General features: G+C 62.9%; 16 protein-coding genes. 2 read left to right on the top strand and 14 right to left on the bottom strand.

Going from position 1 to position 18658, the window contains the following annotated elements:
- Positions 1-148: 148 nt before the first annotated feature.
- From NKI39_RS18140 to NKI39_RS18160, 5 genes are all read right to left on the bottom strand, one after another.
- On the bottom strand, positions 149-1078 hold the full coding sequence (locus NKI39_RS18140; protein WP_502895031.1) for a cation diffusion facilitator family transporter: 930 nt from the start codon (positions 1076-1078) through the stop codon (positions 149-151).
- A gap of 32 nt (positions 1079-1110) precedes the next feature.
- A complete protein-coding gene (locus tag NKI39_RS18145; RefSeq protein ID WP_352833380.1) occupies positions 1111-3300 on the bottom strand; it encodes an anthranilate synthase in 2190 nt (729 codons plus the stop codon).
- Positions 3301-3736: 436 nt separating this feature from the next.
- Complete coding sequence (locus NKI39_RS18150; protein WP_352744290.1) at positions 3737-4786, bottom strand: M14 family metallopeptidase; 1050 nt, start codon at positions 4784-4786, stop codon at positions 3737-3739.
- A 101-nt stretch (positions 4787-4887) separates the two neighbouring features.
- Positions 4888-6264 carry an FAD-containing oxidoreductase gene (locus NKI39_RS18155; RefSeq protein WP_352833383.1) on the bottom strand — a complete coding sequence of 459 codons (1377 nt, stop codon included), beginning with the start codon at positions 6262-6264 and terminating at the stop codon, positions 4888-4890.
- Positions 6261-6722 carry a DUF4126 domain-containing protein gene (locus NKI39_RS18160; RefSeq protein ID WP_352450545.1) on the bottom strand — a complete coding sequence of 154 codons (462 nt, stop codon included), beginning with the start codon at positions 6720-6722 and terminating at the stop codon, positions 6261-6263. Before NKI39_RS18160 ends, NKI39_RS18155 begins: the two co-directional genes overlap by 4 nt.
- Positions 6723-6870: 148 nt before the next feature.
- Here NKI39_RS18160 and NKI39_RS18165 point away from each other — a divergent pair, with 148 nt between their 5' ends.
- Positions 6871-7428: a sugar O-acetyltransferase gene (locus NKI39_RS18165; RefSeq protein ID WP_352450544.1), complete on the top strand. Its 558-nt coding sequence runs from the start codon at positions 6871-6873 to the stop codon at positions 7426-7428.
- 58 nt (positions 7429-7486) lie between these two features.
- Here the strand turns inward: NKI39_RS18165 and NKI39_RS18170 are convergent, their stop codons facing one another.
- The 3 genes from NKI39_RS18170 to NKI39_RS18180 all read right to left on the bottom strand — a co-directional run bounded on the left by NKI39_RS18170 (position 7487) and on the right by NKI39_RS18180 (position 9649).
- Positions 7487-7996: an RES family NAD+ phosphorylase gene (locus tag NKI39_RS18170; RefSeq protein WP_352833387.1), complete on the bottom strand. Its 510-nt coding sequence runs from the start codon at positions 7994-7996 to the stop codon at positions 7487-7489.
- Positions 7993-8472 (bottom strand): type II RES/Xre toxin-antitoxin system antitoxin, encoded by a 480-nt coding sequence (parS, locus tag NKI39_RS18175; RefSeq protein WP_352849956.1) that lies wholly within the window; start codon positions 8470-8472, stop codon positions 7993-7995. The genes NKI39_RS18170 and parS overlap by 4 nt, the downstream gene beginning before the upstream one ends.
- A 187-nt stretch (positions 8473-8659) precedes the next feature.
- Entirely contained in the window at positions 8660-9649 is a 990-nt protein-coding gene (locus tag NKI39_RS18180) for a helix-turn-helix domain-containing protein (RefSeq protein ID WP_254819147.1), read from the bottom strand.
- Between the two features lie 128 nt (positions 9650-9777).
- On the opposite strand from NKI39_RS18180, the gene NKI39_RS18185 reads away from it, so the two are divergent.
- The gene (locus NKI39_RS18185; protein ID WP_352833393.1) at positions 9778-10425 is read left to right on the top strand and encodes a cysteine hydrolase family protein; all 648 of its coding nucleotides are present in this window, start codon (positions 9778-9780) and stop codon (positions 10423-10425) included.
- A gap of 78 nt (positions 10426-10503) precedes the next feature.
- Here NKI39_RS18185 and NKI39_RS18190 read toward each other — a convergent pair whose 3' ends face one another.
- The 6 genes from NKI39_RS18190 to NKI39_RS18215 form a co-directional block, all read right to left on the bottom strand.
- Positions 10504-12183 carry a formate--tetrahydrofolate ligase gene (locus tag NKI39_RS18190; RefSeq protein ID WP_352833396.1) on the bottom strand — a complete coding sequence of 560 codons (1680 nt, stop codon included), beginning with the start codon at positions 12181-12183 and terminating at the stop codon, positions 10504-10506.
- A 307-nt stretch (positions 12184-12490) separates the two neighbouring features.
- Positions 12491-13615: a DUF2333 family protein gene (locus NKI39_RS18195; RefSeq protein WP_352450540.1), complete on the bottom strand. Its 1125-nt coding sequence runs from the start codon at positions 13613-13615 to the stop codon at positions 12491-12493.
- 14 nt (positions 13616-13629) lie between these two features.
- On the bottom strand, positions 13630-14934 hold the full coding sequence (locus tag NKI39_RS18200; RefSeq protein WP_352833399.1) for a DUF6638 family protein: 1305 nt from the start codon (positions 14932-14934) through the stop codon (positions 13630-13632).
- Between the two features lie 109 nt (positions 14935-15043).
- Complete coding sequence (locus NKI39_RS18205; RefSeq protein ID WP_352743316.1) at positions 15044-15460, bottom strand: endonuclease domain-containing protein; 417 nt, start codon at positions 15458-15460, stop codon at positions 15044-15046.
- Between the two features lie 117 nt (positions 15461-15577).
- Entirely contained in the window at positions 15578-17488 is a 1911-nt protein-coding gene (locus NKI39_RS18210) for an AAA family ATPase (RefSeq protein ID WP_352743314.1), read from the bottom strand.
- Positions 17489-17512: 24 nt separating this feature from the next.
- Positions 17513-18658, bottom strand: coding sequence for a hypothetical protein (locus NKI39_RS18215; protein WP_352833403.1), 1146 nt, complete (start codon positions 18656-18658; stop codon positions 17513-17515).

The raw sequence follows: 18658 nt of genomic DNA on the forward strand, positions 1-18658 counted from the left end.
GAGATAGCATGGAGCACTGTTCGCGATGTCCTCGCACACCTGTTCGCGATGTCTCCGGTCCAAACACCCCCTTGAGGGGGAGATGTCCGGCAGGACAGAGGGGGGCGCGAAGGATCACGACTGAGCGATTTTTCTCCGCGACGCCACCTCACGCGAAGGGCACGGCGGTCGTGCCTTTGGGCAGTTTCGCTTCATCGTCGGGTTCGACATGGATGATGACCCGCACGGAAGGGATTTCGGCCTGCAGCGCGTCCTCGATGCGGTCGCAGATGACGTGGCTGGCGCCGACCGACATGTCGGCGTCGACGACCAGGTGGAACTCTATGAAGGTGGCGCGGCCGGCGATGCGCGTCTTCAGGTCGTGGACCTCGAGCGCGCCCTTGCAATTGGCCGAGATGATGTCGCGTATGCGGATATGTTCCTGGGTGTCGACGGCGCGGTCCATCAGCCCGTTCATCGACGAGCCGATGACGTGCCAGCCCTGCCACAGGATGTTCAGCGCCACGATCACGGCAAGAGCCGGATCGAGAACCTGCCAGCCGGTCAGCACGGCGCCGACCAGGCCGATGAACACACCGACCGAGGTCGCCACGTCGGTCATGATGTGCCTGCCGTCGGCAACGAGAGCCGGCGATTTTTCGCTTCGGCCGGTGCGGATCAGCGTCAAGGCCCAGACAGCGTTGATGACCGTTGCGACGCCATTGACGGCAAGGCCGGTCCATGGCTGTTCCAGCAGGGCGGGATGCTGCCAGGACCACCAGACCTCATTGAGGATCAGCAAGGCGGCAAGCACGATCAGCACGCCTTCGAGGACGGCCGAGAAATACTCGGCCTTGTGGTGGCCGAACGGATGGTCCTGGTCGGCTGGCTTGTAGCTGACCTGGATCGCCCAATAGGCGGCGGCAGAGGCAATGACGTTGACGATCGATTCCAGCGCGTCCGAATAAAGCGCGACCGAACCGGTGACGTACCAGGCCACCAGCTTCAGGCCGAGCACGACGCAGGCGACGACGATCGACCAGAAGGCGAGGCTGGCGACCTTCTGCCTGGCGGCGGCTTTGATTTCCGCCGCGGTCACTGGGGAAAAGATCCCAACACTGAGCCCTCGAATTAAGCGGCCTTTTCCTTGGCCTTGCGTGGCAGGTGCGCGACGATGTTCTCGATGATGCGCATGCCGGCATTGTGGCCGAGCGTCATGATCGACTCCGGGTGGAACTGCACTGCGGCGATCGGCTCCTTGCGGTGCTCGAAGGCCATGATGATGCCGTCCTCGGTCTCGGCGGTGACGACAAAACCATCGGGCAGCCGCACCGGATCTGCAAAGATCGAATGATAGCGGCCGACCGTCACCTCCTTGGGCAGGCCGGAGAAGATGATGCCCGGCTTCGACACGCGGATGCGCGACGGCTTGCCATGCATCGGGATGTGCAGTTGGCGCAGCTCGCCGCCATAGGCCTCGGCCAGCGCCTGCAGCCCGAGGCAGACGCCGAAGATCGGCAGGTCGCGCGCACGGGCCCGCTTGATGGTGGCGGCGCAGTCGAAGTCCTTCGGCGTGCCGGGGCCGGGCGACAGCACGACCAGGTTTGGCTTCAGCCGGTCGAAGATCTCGTCCGGCACCGGCGTGCGCACCGTCGAGACGTTGGCGCCGGTCTGGCGGAAATAGTTGGCGAGCGTATGGACGAAACTGTCCTCGTGGTCGACCAGCAGGATGTTGACGCCGTCGCCGACACGCGCGGTGCTGCGTTCGGTGCTGGCGGCATTGCCTGATTTGGCGTCGCGGATGGCGGAGAGCATGGCGGATGCCTTCAGTTCGGTTTCGGCTTCTTCTTCCTCGGGAATGCTGTCGAAGAGCAGCGTGGCGCCGGCGCGCACCTCGGCGATGCCGTCCTTGATCCGAATGGTGCGAAGCGTCAGGCCGGTGTTCATGTCACCGTTGAAATTGACCATGCCTATCGCCCCGCCATACCAGGCGCGCGGGCTCTTCTCGTTCTGCTCAATGAACCGCATGGCCCATAATTTCGGCGCGCCGGTGACGGTGACCGCCCAGGCATGCGACAGAAAGGCGTCGAAGGGGTCCATGCCTTCGCGCAGCCGCCCCTCGATGTGGTCGACGGTGTGGATCAGGCGGGAGTACATTTCGATCTGGCGGCGGCCGATGACGCGCACCGAGCCCGGCTCGCAGACCCTCGACTTGTCGTTGCGGTCGACGTCCGAGCACATGGTGAGTTCGGATTCGTCCTTCTTCGAATTGAGCAGCTTCAGGATCTGCTCGCTGTCGGAGATGGCGTCGTCGCCGCGCTTGATGGTACCGGAGATCGGGCAGGTCTCGACGCGGCGGCCGTTGACGCGCACGAACATTTCCGGCGAGGCGCCGATCAGATATTCGCCCTCGCCGAGATTGATGAAGAAGGAATAGGGCGAAGGGTTGATGCTCTTCAGCTTGCGGGAAATCTCGGAGGGCTGGGTTTCGCAGCGTTCGTAGAACATCTGCCCCGGCACCACTTCGAACAGGTCGCCGCGCTCGAAGCTCTTCATCGCCTTGCGCACCAGCTTGGCATATTCGCCGGGCTCGTGGTCGCCGCGCGGCGGGATGCGGTCGGCGGTCCTGAACGGCTCGACGATTTCGTCGCGCGGCAGGCCTTCGGTCGAGAAGCCATCGCCGGAATAGTCGTAGCGGTCGGTCCAGGCCTTGGTCGAATAGTGGTCGACGACGAGGATCTCGTCGGGCAGGAACAGCACGAGATCGCGCTGGCTTGGCTTGCGCTCGAGCTTGTAGTCGACCGGATCGAACTGGAAGGCGAGGTCGTAGCCGAAGGCGCCATAGAGGCCGAGATTGGCGTCTTCCTCGGTCTTGAACAAAGCCGTGATGGCGCGCAGCACGGTGAAGACGGAGGGAACTCGGCTGCGTTCCTCTTCAGTGAAGATACGATCGGGCTTGGCGACCTCGAGGCGGATGAGTTTGTTGGACGTCTCGGCGATCGTGACATCGTCAAGGCCGGCAAGCACCGTGCCGATCACCGGCAAAAGCACGTCGCCGCGGCGGTTCAGCGCCTCGATGCGCATGGCGCGGCCGTGTGCCGAGATCACCACCGGCGGATCGATGATGGCGGTGTCCCAGCGCGTATAGCGGCCGGGATATTCGTAATTCGAGGAAAACACGGCGCCGCGGCGCGAATTCAGGCCATCGACATAGCCGTCGATCGCCCCCTCGTAAGGCCGGTCATGGCGCTGGCGGGTAATCGCCACGCCACCCGCCGTGACAAAGCGCTCGGCGCCATTCTCCAGAATTTTCGTCGTCATTGCCGTCTCCATCAGCGTCTTTGGGGCAACGGACCCGGGAATGGCTTGAAAAAACAAATGGCCGCCCGGACATTCCGCTGCGGCCACCCTCTATTGTCACGCGAACGCGTTCGAACAGGCCGCTGTCAGCGAGCCCACCACCAAATGGTCTTGATCGAACGCATATTCATGGCGAAATCCATAGCCGCGAAAAGCGGTATGCGCAACAGGTTTGAAAGTCTGTGGGGTGGCTGCCGCTTTCGCAACCCAGCACATGGCCAAGACCGGCTGTCCTGCCTAGACTCTGCGTTGCCCTGGCGCATGTGCCGCCGCGCCAGAGGCTTGCCGAACTCGGCGTCGCCCGCGTGAGCCATGGTCCGGTGCCGTACCGGCAGATGGCCGAATGGCTGGAGGCCAAGGCGCGAAAGGCGATTTCGGGATAACCTGGCGGGGTGCGTCAGTCCTCCAGCGTTCCCGACCTTGCATCGGCGCTCGTCCCGTCGCCGACCAGCTTCAAGAGGTCTTCGCCGGCGCGGATGATGCGGCGGGAACGCCGCGTCAGGATGAGGCCCGCCTGCGGCGCCAACACTTCCGTGCGGCCGTCGGGCTCGCCGGGCGCGTGGACGATGGTGGCAAGGCGCGCACCCTTGGTGACGCGGTCGCCCGGCTTCACGTCGTAGAGGATCGCGCCCGAGCGGGGCGCCGGCATCATCTCGATGTTTTCGAGCGGCGCGACGAGCCCAACGAAGCTGCCAGGCGCGGGCAGCGCCTGATCCTGGATGACGTCGCGCGCCACCAGCAGCCGGTAGAGCCCTTCGGCATCGGCGCCGGCGAGGGCGCCGTCGACATCGAGTATGCCGCGATATTCGACCGTGGTGGCGACGCGCCGGTCGAGGCACGCGACGTCGGCGGGAACGTTCTGATACGGCATGATCGAGGCGCCTTCGAAGGTGCCGTCGGGGTCTTCGTCCCACAGCATCACCGCGTCGACGCCCATGGCCGCTGCACAATCCGCCATGGCCGGCCACAGGCTGGTGTGGACGTAAAGATAGGCGAGGCCCTCATCGTCGCAATGCAGGTCGAGCACGATGTCGTGGCCAATGGAGAGCTGCAGCAGCCGCGTTTTCAGCCGCTGGTCGACCGTGCCGTGCGCCGGCAGCAGCGTGAGGTCGGGCGCGGCGAGCCGCGGAAAGCCGCGATTGAAATTGGTGCGCGTGCCCAGATGAAAGCGGCCCTGATGGTCGCCGTAAAGATATTGCGCGCGGCCGATCGGATTAGCCCAGGGCACGATGGTCATATTGCCGGTGATGCGGCCTTCGGCTTCCGCCTTGCTGAGCATCGGCATCAGCGTGTCGATGGCGACGACGCCCGGCAATTCGCCGGCATGAAGTGCCGCCTGCAGATAGGCGGAAGGCGCCGTCTTGTCCGTTCCGGCGAAGCGGAAGACGGGGAATTCGTAGGAAACGCCTTCGCTGTCGCCGGCGACGCGTTCGATGGACTTCTGCATGGGATGGCTCCGGGAGAAGAGGCGGAACACATGCCCTTTTGCCGCTGGGCTGTCGATTGGTCCAGTCGCTGCCGCTATGGGCGCACGATTCTACCCGGCCGTCACACCAGCGGCTTGAGTTCCTGGGCGATGGTCGGCAGAAGCTCCGAGACGTTCGGGTGGATGTGCACGGCGCGCGCCAGCGTGCTGACCGGCGCCTTGGCATACATCAGGTCGAGCACGCAGTGCACCGCCTCGTCGCCGCCCGGGCCGAGCACCGAACAGCCGAGGATCTCCTTGGTGTCGGCATCGACCAGGATCTTCATGAAGCCTTGCGTCTCACCTTTTTCGACGGCACGGCTGACGCGGGTCATTGGCCGCTGGCCGACCAGGGCGCGGCGGCCGGATTTCCTTACCGCGGCTTCGGTCATGCCGCAGCGGCCGAGCGGTGGGTCGATATAGAGCGCATAGGCCTCGATGCGGTCGCTGACCTTGCGCGGATCGTTGTCGAGCAGGTTGGCGGCGACGATCTCGTAATCGTTGTACGAGGTGTGGGTGAAGGCGCCCTTGCCGTTGCAGTCGCCCATCGCCCAGATGCCGGGCACGCTGGTGCGCAACTGGTCGTCGACGACGATGAAGCCGCGTTTGTCGACCTCGACGCCGGCTTTGTCGAGGCCGAGATCGTCGGTGTTTGGCGTGCGGCCGAGCGCCAGCAGCACATGCGAGCCGACCGCAGCCGCCTTGCCTGGCGAGAAGGTCACGGCGATTTCGTTGCCTCGCCTGGCGAAGCGGATGTCGTCGTCGCCGAGATGGACGGCAATGGCTTCGTTTTCGAGGATCGACAAAATGGCGTCCGAGACATCCTCGTCCTCGCGACCGATCAGGCGCGGGCTTTTTTCGATGACCGTGACTTCGGAACCGAAGCGGCGGAACATCTGCGCGAATTCGAGCGAGACATAGCTGCCGCCGACAACGATGAGATGGCGCGGCAGCACGTCGAGATCCATCATCGAGGAATTGGTCAGGTAAGAAATGCCGTCGATGCCAGGCAGGTCGGGCACCGAGGCGCGCCCGCCGGTGTTGAGGAATATCTTTTCGGCGCTCAGCAGATCGTCGCCGACGCGCACCGTGTTGGCGCTTACGAAGCGCGCATGGCCGCGATAGAGCGTGCATTTGTCCATGCCGGCAATCCAGTCTTCGAGATTGCCGCGGGCGCCGTTGGAGACCTTGTCCTTGCGCGCCTTGATCGCCTTGTAGTTTACGCCGACGGGACCGGACAGCGTCACCCCGTAATCCGCGGCCGAGCGGGCGAGATGCGCGGCATAGGCGCTTGCCACCATCGTTTTGGTCGGCGTGCAGCCGGTGTTGACGCAAGTGCCGCCGACCAGCTTTCGCTCGATCAGCGCCACGCTCATGCCGGCCGCATTCAGCCGGCCGGCGAGCGGTGGGCCGGCCTGCCCGGCACCGACGATGATGGCGTCGAATGTCTTTGCCGTCATGCCGCCGCCGCCGCGATCAGAAGCCCGCCGACGATCGCCACCGCGTCCTCGATGAAGGCGGCCGGCGGGTCCTTGCCGAAGGCGGCGGCCAGGCGTTTACGCGCCTCGGCGCCGCCCAGCGTGCCGATCACCGCGCCGATGGCGCCGGCGATCAGGCCGCCGATGGTGGCGCCGCCGGTGGCGCCGATCACCGCGCCGGTGAAAGCGCCCAAGACGATACGCGTGCCGAATTGCTGCGGCACCTTGCGGCTCGGCGCCGAGGGCAGCTGGTCGGTGACCAGTTCGGCGATGGCCAGGATGGTGAAGATGCCGACGGCGATCCAGTGGCCCATGAAGCTGGCCCAGGTGTCCGCGACCGGCAACCAGCCAAGCCAGGCGCCCCAGGCGACGGCGGCGGGCGCGGTCATCGCGCGAAGCCCGGCAACGATGCCAATCAGGAGTGCAAAAATGTACAGCATGATTGATCCCCTCGATGGCCGGCTTGGGACAGGTCCGAGAGAGCAAGCTACCATAGGTCCGGTATTTGACCAGAGGTGGTGTCGCCGCCGGCGCTTCCGCATTTGCAGCACTTGTGCTTTGGCAAAGATTGAGACTGGAGTTGCGGCCATGGCCGAAAGCGAACGCATGAAAATGGCGGCGGGCGAGTGGTATTGCTGCCTCGATCCGGAACTGGAGGCGTTGCGCATCACGGCGCGAGACGCGGTGTTCGAGCACAACAGCCTGCCGCCCCGGCAGCGTCGCGACATCGGGCCTGGATTGCGGACGCTGCTCGGCGCTGCGGGCGAGGGCGCCCGGATCGAGGCGCAGTTCCACTGCGCTTATGGCTTCAACATCTTTCTCGGCGACCGCGTTTTTCTCAATGCCGGCTGCATCATTCTCGACACGGCGCCAGTGCGCATCGGTAAGGGAACGCTGCTCGGCCCGAATGTGCAGATCTATTGCGCCGAGCACCACAAGGAGGCTGCCGGGCGACGGGCAGGGCTGGAGATCGCCAAGCCGGTCGAGATCGGCGACAATGCCTGGATCGGCGGCAGTGCCGTCATCCTCGGCGGAGTCAGGATCGGCGATGGCGCCATCGTCGGCGCCGGTGCTGTGGTGACGCGCGACGTCGCGGCGAACACCACGGTGGTCGGCAATCCGGCACGGGTAATCAGCAACAACTGAGCACCGTGCTTCTGTTGCCGGTCACGTCCTCGTTCTGATGGACATGGGGGCGGCTATGTCACTTGGCCGGAGGTGGATGCAACCGTGTGTCGAGCGCAAACGCCTCCTGGGTCTTCATGGCGTATGCCCCTCTGGCGAGGCTCGCGTCGAAGATCAGGTTCCAGCTACGCTGCGATACGGCGCTCGGAATCACCACGAACCGGTGCCGTTGCAGAAGATCGTCGCCAAACGCCTGTTGTCCGGAGCTCGGAATGCCAGGGCGCAACCACTTGGGGTTGGGCACGGCGGCGGGGTCGACGATATGCACATCCGCGACATCGCTGACGATTGCTGCCGTCATGACATGCGCAATCGTGTCGAGCGCCCTGAAGCCCTTATGGACCGCAACCTCGAGGATCGCAGTCGACGGATCGATCGAGCAGTAGACGGCGCGCACGCCCTTGCTGTTCCAGCGTCCGCCCACCCTGTATGCGCCCTCGCCACTATCCCATGTAGGCGCAAACGCGGCTTGATCGAGGCGCCATCCGATGAGGTCGGAGCCACCAAGCGCCGCCGGCAGCGGCGTCATGCATAAACGCCATATTCAAGCCGTTCCAGATAGTCTTCTACAAGCTCGATCCCCGCCGGCGTCGCCAGAAGGTCGATTGGACGACGCTGGTCTAGCCCAATCGCCGGGCGCTCCAGCCATTGCTCTGCCTCCGCCTGCGAACCGAACACGTCGGTAGCTTTCGACAGGATCTCCGCGAACTTCCAGGTTCGTCCGCTCTGGTCCTGATTGAGAGGCTTGGACGGAGCATCCTTGCGGCGCTGGTAGGTGCGCAGGCTCATGCCGACGGCCTTCTCCAGCGAATCGGTCTTCTGGATGAAGACGAGTTGCCCGATAAGATGGTCCAGCGCTGAAGCCGGCAGGCCGTGCAGAAGCAACTCGTGAGCATCCAAAGCGCTGCTGAGGCGCCTTGCCAGAATGCGGCTGCCGCCTAGCAATCTCGCCACCTTCTGAAGTTCATTGTTTTTTGCTGCTGGCGCAGCCTTTTCCAATGCCATCGCCACGGCGAGCCCTCTTCGCGTCATCTGTCGCTTTAATATATGACAGATGACGCAAGGCCTTTCAAGCACGACAGGATCGAGAGCAGGGCAATCGCTTCGAGAGAAAAGATAGCCTACTCGGGCCAGATGGCAGTCCAACGTCGGCACTGAAGCGATTGCCCTGGAATCGAGCGCGAGCCGAATTTCACCTCGGCATGTGCGCCACGCGCTCCTCCTGAGCACTCTTCGAGAATTCGCGCCGGTACTGCGCCGGCGAGGTTCTGAGGCGCGCTGCGAAATGCTGGCGCAGCGAGGTAGCGCTGCCGAAGCCGGCCTCGAAGGCAACCGTGTCCATCGATTTTTCCGTTGCTTCCAGCAGCCGTTGCGCCAGCTGGACGCGCTGGTCGGTCAGCCAGTCGCCGAAACTGGTGCCGATCGTTTTCTGGAAACGGCGCGTGAACGTCCGGCGGGTGAGGCCGGCGTGACCGGCAACGCTGTCCAGACTGTGCGGCTCACCCAGGGTTTTGCGCACCGCTTCGAGAGCCTGGGTAAAGCGGTCCGCATTGCCGGTCCTGGCGATGGGACGTTCGATGAATTGCGCCTGCCCGCCCTGCCTGTGCGGAGAAAGCACAATCTGCCGGGCAAGGCGAAGTGCCGCCTCCGCGCCGTAACGAGCCCGTACGACGTGCAGGCAGCAGTCGAGCCCGGCGGCGACGCCGGCGGATGTCACGACATCGCCATTGTCGATGTAGAGCACTTCCGGTTCGACGAGAATGTCGGGATAGAGTTCCTGCAGCTGATCCGCGTAGGCCCAGTGCGTCGCCGCTCGCCGCCCCGAAAGCAGTCCGGTCGCCGCAACAGCGAACGTTCCCAAGCACAGTCCGACGATCAGCGCGCCGCGCTCGTGCGCGCCAAGCAACGCGTCGATCAATGCCGCTGGAGGCGAGCTCCCGAGATCTTTCCAGCTTGGCACGATGACGATGTCGGCGTCATCGAGCGCGGAAAGCCCGTGCGGGACGCTGATGGTCAGACCGGCATCGGTGCGGATCGGCCCGTCCTCAATCGCGCAGACCCGGAAGTCGAAGCGCGGCAGGCCGAGCTCCGTGCGATCCGCGCCGAACACGAGACACGGCACGGAGAGATGAAACGGGCTGATGCCATCGAAGGCGATGGCGGCAACGGCAGGATCGGTCATGGGAGCTCCAGCAACGGGTGAGGCCGATTGTCCCAATTCTTTCGAATAATGTCAATCGGGACACTTTTTGCAATCCGGTGCCGAGCTTATCGTCCGCCCATCAATGTCCAACGGGAAAGGAAAACCCCATGTCGCAACCAGCCAAAGGCAAAGCTCCGCGCCGCGCCCTCATCGTCATCGATGTTCAAAACGACTATGACGGCGGCAACCTCGCCATCCAGCATCCGCCGTTCCGCGACAGCGTCGTCAATGTGGCGCGAGCGATGGATGCGGCCACCGAGGCAGGCGTCAAGGTGGTGGTCATCAAACAGTTGGCGTCGGAAACCTCACCGGTCTTCGCCAAGGGCAGCCATGGCGCCGAGTTGCACCCGGAAATCGCTAGGCGAAACCGCGACCACTACATCGAAAAGAACTTGCCCAGCGCCTTCACCGGCACGGACCTCGAGGAGTGGCTGCGCGCCAACTCTATCGATACGGTCACAGTCATCGGCTACATGACGCACAATTGCGATCTGTCGACGGTCATCCACGCCGTGCATATGGGCTTCGAGGTGGAGTTCCTGTCGGACGCAACGGGGTCGTTGCCGTACGCCAACAGCGCCGGCTACGCTTCGGGGGAGGAAATCCATCGCGTGGTGACGATCGTATTGCAGTCGCGCTTCGCGGCCGTTCTCAAGACCGCCGAGTGGATCGATTGCCTGAAGACCGGCGTGGTACCCCAGCACGACACACCCTATGCCTCCAACCAGCGCGCGCTGGCGCGAAGCGCGGCTTAGGGACGAGCTCGTCGCGAAGTCGCCAAAAAGGGCGCCGCAGCGTTGCGGCGCCCTTTGCCGTTCAAGCGTTGATTATCCCTAAAACAGGCCTTCGATCTGGCCCATTTCGTTCAGGAAAATCTTTTCCGAGGATGGCGCTTTGGGCAGGCCGGGCATGGTCATCACCTCGCCGCAGATGATGACGACGAAGCCGGCGCCGGCAGACAGTCTGACCTCGCGCACCGGTACGGTGTGGCCGGTCGGCGCGCCGCGCAGATTCGGATCGGTGGAGAAGGAATATTGCGTCTTGGCCATGCAGACCGGCAAATGACCGTAGCCGGCGTGCTCCCAGGCGTGGAGCTGGTCGCGCACCGATTTGTCGGCGATCGCTTCCGAACCGCGATAGATGCGCTGGACGATGGTGTTGATCTTCTCGAACAGCGGCATGGCGTCGGGATACAGCGGGGCAAATTGCGACGCGCCGGATTCGGCCAACGCCACGACTCTTTTGGCCAGTTCCTCGCTACCGGCCGATCCCTGGGCCCAGTGCTTGCACAGGATCGCCTCTTCGCCCATCGAGGCGACGTAGTCCTTCATCGCCTGGATCTCGGCCTCTGTGTCGGAGTAGAAATGGTTGATGGCGACCACAGCCGGCACACCGAACTGGCGGATGTTCTCGATGTGGCGGCCGAGATTCGCACATCCCTTCTTGACCGCCTCGACGTTCTCCTTGCCGAGGTCCTCCTTCTTGACGCCGCCATTCATCTTCATGGCGCGAACCGTGGCGACGATGACCGCCGCGGCGGGCCTCAGGCCGGCCTTGCGGCATTTGATGTCGAAGAACTTTTCGGCACCGAGATCGGCGCCGAAACCGGCTTCGGTGACGACGTAGTCGGCAAGCTTCAGCGCCGTCGTCGTGGCAACGACGGAGTTGCAGCCATGCGCGATGTTGGCGAAGGGGCCGCCATGGACGAAAGCCGGGTTGTTCTCCAGCGTCTGCACGAGATTGGGCTGCATGGCATCCTTCAAGAGTACGGCCATGGCGCCGTCGGCCTTGAGGTCGCGGGCATAGACGGCCGACTTGTCGCGGCGATAGGCGACGATGATGTCGCCGAGGCGCTTTTCCAGGTCCTTCAGGTCGTTCGACAGGCACAGGATGGCCATGACTTCCGAGGCGACTGTGATGTCGAAACCGGCCTCGCGCGGGAAACCGTTGGCGACGCCGCCGAGCGAACAGATGATCTCGCGCAGCGACCGGTCGTTCATGTCCATGACGCGGCGCCAGACGACGCGGCGGGTATCGATGCCGAGCTCGTTGCCCCAGTAGATGTGGTTGTCGATCAGCGCCGACAGCAAGTTATGGGCGGTGGTGATGGCGTGGAAATCGCCGGTGAAGTGGAGGTTCATGTCCTCCATCGGCACGACCTGCGCGTAGCCACCGCCGGCGGCACCGCCCTTGACGCCGAAATTCGGTCCGAGCGAAGCCTCACGGATGCAGACGATGGCCTTCTTGCCGAGGCGGTTGAGGCCATCGCCCAAGCCCACCGTCGTCGTCGTCTTGCCTTCGCCGGCCGGTGTCGGGTTGATGGCGGTGACGAGGATCAGCTTGCCATCCTTGTTGCCCTTCACCGACTTGATGAACTCGGCCGAGATCTTCGCCTTGTCGTGGCCGTAGGGCAGAAGATGTTCGCTCGGAATGCCGATCTTCTGGCCGATCTCCTGGATCTGCTTCTTCCTGGCGCCGCGCGCGATCTCGATGTCGGACTTCACTTCGGCCATGGACGACTTCCCTCTGAATTGGACGGATTTGACTAGTGTGGTCGCAAGAATAGCCCGGCATTGCAGGCGCGGGCATGTTCTACCCCTGTCGCTGCCGCGGCGTCAACTTTCATGCAACTATGTTTCCTACGAAGAAAATGCCTCTGCGGCCGGCTGCCCTGCCACAGGTTCTTTTCGCGCCGGTTGCCGCGCCGTATAGAAGCCAGAGCAGGCGCGGTTCCGCCGTCTCAAAACAGCCGCGTAATACGCGAAAAGCGACAGAAGCAACGGCGCAAATTCACCAGCGCCGGCTGTGCGGGACGATCCGCTACTGCGTCAGCACGTTGCTGATCTCAACCATGTTCGAGCGCACCCTGAGTATGTAAAAACCCATCGTCGTCAGATGTGTCGGCAACAGCCAGCCGTCCTCGCGGCCATTGGCGATGATGAAGGGCTGGATGCGCAGTGCCGAGACGAACTGCGCGTCCATCGTATCCCACAGGTTCTGCAGGTGCTTTTCCTTGATGACGTCCTCGAAGTCGGCCTGTGCGCCCTTCATCAGCCCGTAATAGGCATAGAGCTGGCCATAGGCGAACCAGAAGCGGTCGTCGGCGCGAGTGTCGAACCAGCCATTATTGTGGTTTTCGGCACGCTCCTTGAGGATCGCCGAGGTCGAACCGATGTCGGACGAGATGCGGTCGATATACTGCTTGAGATTGTCAGCGCGGGCATCGAACGTCGCCTGGCAGGCTGCGAGGCGGGCGTTGAAGGAACGCAGCTTGCGCACCGCGTCACGATAGTAGCTCGGCGTCGGCGTCTTGGGGCCGAACGGGTTCAAGCCGAAATACCAGGTTTCCTCGTCGAACTGCAGATTGCCGCGGGCATCCTGCAGGTCGGCGTCGATCTGCGAGGTGGTGCGGACGCGGCCGAGATTATCGGCAAGCTCGGTCGCCGTGCGCCGCACCGCCTGGTTGATGCCGCGCTGGAACGAAGCCTTGTTGTCCATGAACGGCGTGTGATCCCAGTCGATGCCGAACAGGCCGAGCTTGTAAAGAATCATCGACGACACCCAGGCATTCTGGTTGACGTTGAAGTCGGTCAGGTCGGCCGCAACCTGGGCAATGGCTGAATTTCCGCAGGTCTTGGCCGTGTCGGTGCCGGCGCCGGCGGAAACCTGTTCACCGGCGGAGCTGTTGCGTTTTTCGAACGTGTATTTGTCGACGTAATTCGGGTCGAAATTGTTCCACCACTGGGTGGCGTAGAAGAAGTTGACATAGAGACCGATCAGCACGAGCACAGCCAGGCCGAGCACCGCCTTCAGGATCCAGCCGCGTTGCGTGTACCAGCGCCCCGCCCACAGGAACGGCCACAGGATCGCGCCGATGAGCAGGCCGATGCCGCGGCCAATCCACTGGAAAATCCGGGTGAAGAAACTCACGATCGGATCAAGCATGGCGATGTCACCCCTCAGTCAGTCAAGCCGTAGAGGCGCGTGCGAAACGCCACCTTGTCCTTCAGATATGTGGTTTTCAGAACGTCCACAACATGCGATCGCCAGGCGTCGCTGAAGCCCTCATAGTCCCTGTAGAAGCCCGGCTTGTTGAAGACGTAACGCGAAACGAAGTCCTGCGGCACGAAGTCCGAGATCAGCTGGTTGGTCAGCCAGGCGTCGGCATGGTCCGGCTTGGCGCGGATGACCAGGAAGCGCTGCTGCGGGAACACGTCCTCGATCTTGAGATGGCCGAGCTGGGCGATCTCGCGCTTGGCGGCGTTGAGGAAGGGAAAATTGCCGTCCCTGGTGATCAGATCGGTATGGCCGTGGATCCAGGTCTGCAGCCAGACCTTGTCGACGTCGGTCAGATTGCGGTCGGGATCGGCGTCGCGGATCAGCGCGCGCACCACCATTTCGGCGCGATGCTCGAGATAACCGGAGGTTTCGATCCATGAGGCGCGCGGCAGCTCGATGCGGCCGGTCGAGGCGAGGAACTTGAACACCTTGTCGGCATCGTGGATCGAAAGGTGACTCACCTGCCACGGCCGCGAGCGGCGGAAACCGGGCGCTGCCGGGTCGCTGATCACCGTCGTCACGTCGGGATCGACGAACACATAGAGCCCGCCGAAATGGCTGGTCCAATAGGCATTGTGACGGAAGATCACCTGGTCCGGCACCAGCGCATTCTCGCGGATGTCGCCGCAGACCTTCGCCAGCTCGACCATGTGGGCCAGCATGGCGTTGTCGCGCCAGGCATCCGGCTCCTGCTTCAGCCGGTCGACCAGCTTGCCGAGCTCGGCGGCCTTGCCGAGCACATCCTCGGCCGACAGCACCTTGAACTCGACCTGGTTGATCGACAGCAGGTCCTCGATGTCGTCGACCTTGGGGACCGAATCCTCGATCTCGCCGTAGATGACGTCCTTGATCGTCAGCGCATCGATGGCGCGCTGGTTCTTGGACATGAACTCGTACATCAGCAGCGAGGTGTTGGAGAACGCCGTGTGCACCACCGGCAGGTCGATCTGCGACGGCGTCAGGATGATGAAGCGGCGGTTGACCTCGTTCGGATCGAGGTAGCTGTAGTCGCCGCATTCCTCGGCGACCTGCGGCGAGAAGCCAGTGCGGTCGATCTCGAAGCTTTTCAACTTGGTCGGCTTCAAGCCGAACGCGACCATCGCCTTGTTGTAGCGCTGGATCAGGTGCGGCTCGTCGATCGTCAGCAGCCGGCCGTAGATCAGCTCGTTGTCGCGCAACAGATCGGGTTTCTTGGCGGGGCTCATGTGCGCGATACCAATGGATCTTGCGCTGGAGGATCGAGCTCCAGCGGTGACGCCCCCCTCTCCCCGTTCTTCACGGGGAGAGGGTAAGGGTGAGGGGCGGCGCGAACGGTCAAGGACATGTCTCTCCATACCCTTTGGCGGTGACAAATCGAAGATCATGCGTTTCGATATGGCGTTCGAGGCGTCCTTCGATCGCAGCCAATATTGTCTCAAGGACTGCTTCCCGGTCCTTCAATACGTCGACGTTCCAAAAGCGCAGCATGGACCAGCCATTCGAGCCGATGAAGCGATCCCGGATTCGATCATATTGGCTGCCGACATGCTGACTGCCATCGACTTCGACGACGAGCTGGCAGTCTCTGCAGGCCAAATCGGCGAAGTAAGAGCCTATCGGCAACTGCCGTACGAATTTATGGCCGTTCAGTCTGCAGTCGCGCAACTCCATCCAGAGCGCGGCTTCTGCATCGTTGTCGGATTGACGCAGGCGCCTTGCGCGCCTGGTTATGTCTATTTCTGGTCCACGCATGCGCTGCCCCTCACCCTTACCCTCTCCCCGTGAAGAACGGGGAGAGGGGGGCGTCAGCTTTTGAGCCACGTCTTTCAGCGTTGCTGTGGGAGCTTATGCAGCGCACCAGAAGAAACCTCACGCATTCCACAGCCCCTTTTTCTTCATCTCCTCGATCTCGCGGACGGCACGCTCCCGCAGACGGGTGTCGCGGATCATCTTGGTCACCGCCGCATCATCGGACTTGTCGGAATAGCGGAATTCGGAATCCGCGTAGCGGTTGATCTCCTGCATGACCATGTCCATCGAGAATGGCCCGCGCAGCTCCTCGATCATCGCTTTCTTGTCGTCGTAACCCTTGTGCATGAAGGCTTCCGGCTTTTCGAACCACTCGTCCGGCAATTCGATGTCCATGGCGCGCATCTTGATGGCATCGGTAACGTTCTTGATGGCGCGGCCGGTAAAGCGCGGCTCGGCATCCTTGATCAAGTGCAGATAGGTGCCGATGTCGGCCATCGTCTTTGGCGCGCCATTCTCCTTCATGTAGCGCTCATAGACCTTCATCAGCCCGTCTTCCTGCGGCTTTTCATGCTCCTCGTAGGCTTCCATCACCGCGCGCTGGATTTCCTGGGCAGCGTAGAGCTTGTGCTCGCCGAGCGGGATCTTGTGGTTCTTGCCGGCGAGCAGAACGAAGATGTCGATGTAGTCGTCGCGGCTCTGCGGGCCATCGACCAGCCAGCGCGCGCCGGCGCGCTGGCGCAATGCGTCGTCGACGTTCTCGGGATAGTTGGAAAACATGCCGAAAGAGCAATTGCCGCGCACCACGGTCGCCGCACCTCCAAAGGCGTCCATCAGGACGCCGGTGATTTCCTGCTGGCCGGCCGAGGCGCGGTCGTCGGACCGGCGTGCCGCCACCTGGTCGATATCGTCGATGGTGCCGAAGCCGATGACGCGCGGGTTCAGCACATTGTTGATGAACTGGCGGCAGTTCTGGCCCGACTTGCCCTGGTAGGAGGAGATCTGGTCGACGCCGAAATTCTCGTAAGCGAAGGGATAGCCGGCGACCTGGCAATAACCATTGAGAAGACCGGCGATCATCTGGATCAAGGTTGTCTTGCCGGTGCCGGGCGCGCCATCGCCGATAAAGGTGAACAGGAAGCCGCCGAGCTCGACGAACGGGTTCAGCTCGCGCTCGAAGTCGTAGGCCATCAGCATCTTGGCAAGCTTGACTGACTGGTATTTGGCGATGTGGTTGCCGACGACCTCTTCCGGTTTTTTGAAGGTCATCACCAGCGGCTTTGCCCGCTTACCCGGCGCGACGTCGAAGCCGTCAAGGGTAAAATCGTCGACGTCGATGCGGATATGCGCGTTCTCGAACGGACCGATGCCGTCGAAGCGGCCCTTTCGCGCCAGCAGCCCGTCGATGGCGACGCGGGCAAAGGCGCGGGCGCGGGTCATCAGGTCGGCATCGTCCTTCGAACCTGCTATCGCCCTGTCGAGCCCGGCTACGATCGACTTCACCGCATCCTGTGGCGTGTCGAACAGAAAGTCCGGCTCGGGCGTGTCGTTCGGCGCCTCGCCGTCGCTGTCGATCAGCTGGAACAAATAGGAGGCAAGGCTGAAGGCGGAGATGTAGGCAGAGGCCGACAGCAGCTTCTTGAAGGTGGCAGCTTCATCGCCTTCGAGCGGCGCACGGGCGTTTTTCGCCTGCAGACTTTCGAGGTCCGAGCCCTCGGCGAAGACATCCGATATGGCCAGCGCTATCGCTGTGCCGCGCCGGGCGCGAAACAACAGCGTGTGCTGCGGGATGGTCAGCAACTGGTCGTCGGAATGGACGGCGGCGACGGTTTTGGAGAGCTCGACCTCGCGCGTGCGGCGCACCGAGCCGACCGAGACGGTAGAGACGAAGCGGCGGTTGGTGCCGGCAAGCGCGGTGCCGGACTCGCGCGATGGGTCCTCCAGCACGACGATGCGAGTGATGAAACTTTGCGCAGTGGCACGGTGCTTTTCAATTGCCGCTTCCGGGATGGTGGTCAGGCCGGTGTCCATGGAGGATGCTCCGCGATTTGACGGTCAGACGTCGCTGATGACCTGCCCTTTGGACAGGATGTGGACCTTGTAGCCCGAAAAGATCTTCTGCGCCTCGCCGGCGGCATAGAGCGCCTGATAGGCCTCGTGCGGAATCAGCGCATGGTTCTCATAGCTCGACACGCCTTGCCGCGCGGCCTCGAGATCGTCGGTATTGATGAAGAATTCCTGCGTCGTCTTTTCGCTCGAAAACAGCCCCTTGCGGCCTGGCTTTTCGGCCTTGGAAAAGACCTCCTGGATGGTCCAGGTCAGCAGCCAGGCGTTTTCCGGCTTGCGCACCTTGGCCAGCACTTCGCTCACCGTCGAATTGTTGTCGGTAATCCCTGCAGAATAGAACGGGCCGAGCACGACGCGACGCAGCTGCTTGGGATGCAGCGGCTCGAAATCCTTGTCGAGGTTGACCGCGATGGTCGCCGGCGACAGCGCGTAGGCGGAATTCTTCTCGGTGAAATCGTCGAAACGGTGGGCAAGCTCGGGATTGAGCAAGCCGTCGACCGGCAGCGGAATGTCGACCCTCTCATTAAGCTTGCCGCTGGAGTCGACAAGCTGCCGGATCATGTCGTCCGAGGAATCCTCAACCGTCACCATATACACAAGCGGCAGGTTGGCGCTGCCGTCGAAGCACGCCCAGTGGACCAGATAATACGGGCGCAACGTCTTCGGATTGACCGACACCTTGACCGTCTGGGCCAGCGTGAACGGGCCGAAGGTGGTCTCGCTCTTGACGTCCTCGAGGTAAAGCCGCTCGGCCATCGACTTCCGCAGCGCTTCGGGGAATTCCTTGTGGCGCAGGATGAAGTCGGCCATTTCCTCGCGCAGCTCGCTGGCCGAAGGGATGACGGCGAGACGGCCGTCGGCCTGGAGCCGGTCGTTTTCCAGTTCGAGCAGGTTCTGGAAGACCGGAAAACCGCTTTCGGCGCGCGAGATGCGGAATGTCTCGGTGAAGCCCAGCCGGTTGCGCCAGCACGAGAACGACTTGTCGAGCCGCGCAATATATTCGGCGACGACCTTGGCGACGATGCCGTGCCGATAGAGCGGCGAGCGATCGTCGCGCATGAACACTTCGAGGCCGCCAAGTGCCGCCGTGATCGCCGAGAAATAGCGCGCCGCAGCTTCGTTTTCGGGGGTCAT

Source organism: Mesorhizobium sp. M0664 (genome assembly GCF_040320565.1).
In the GTDB taxonomy this organism is placed as follows: Bacteria; Pseudomonadota; Alphaproteobacteria; order Rhizobiales; family Rhizobiaceae; genus Mesorhizobium.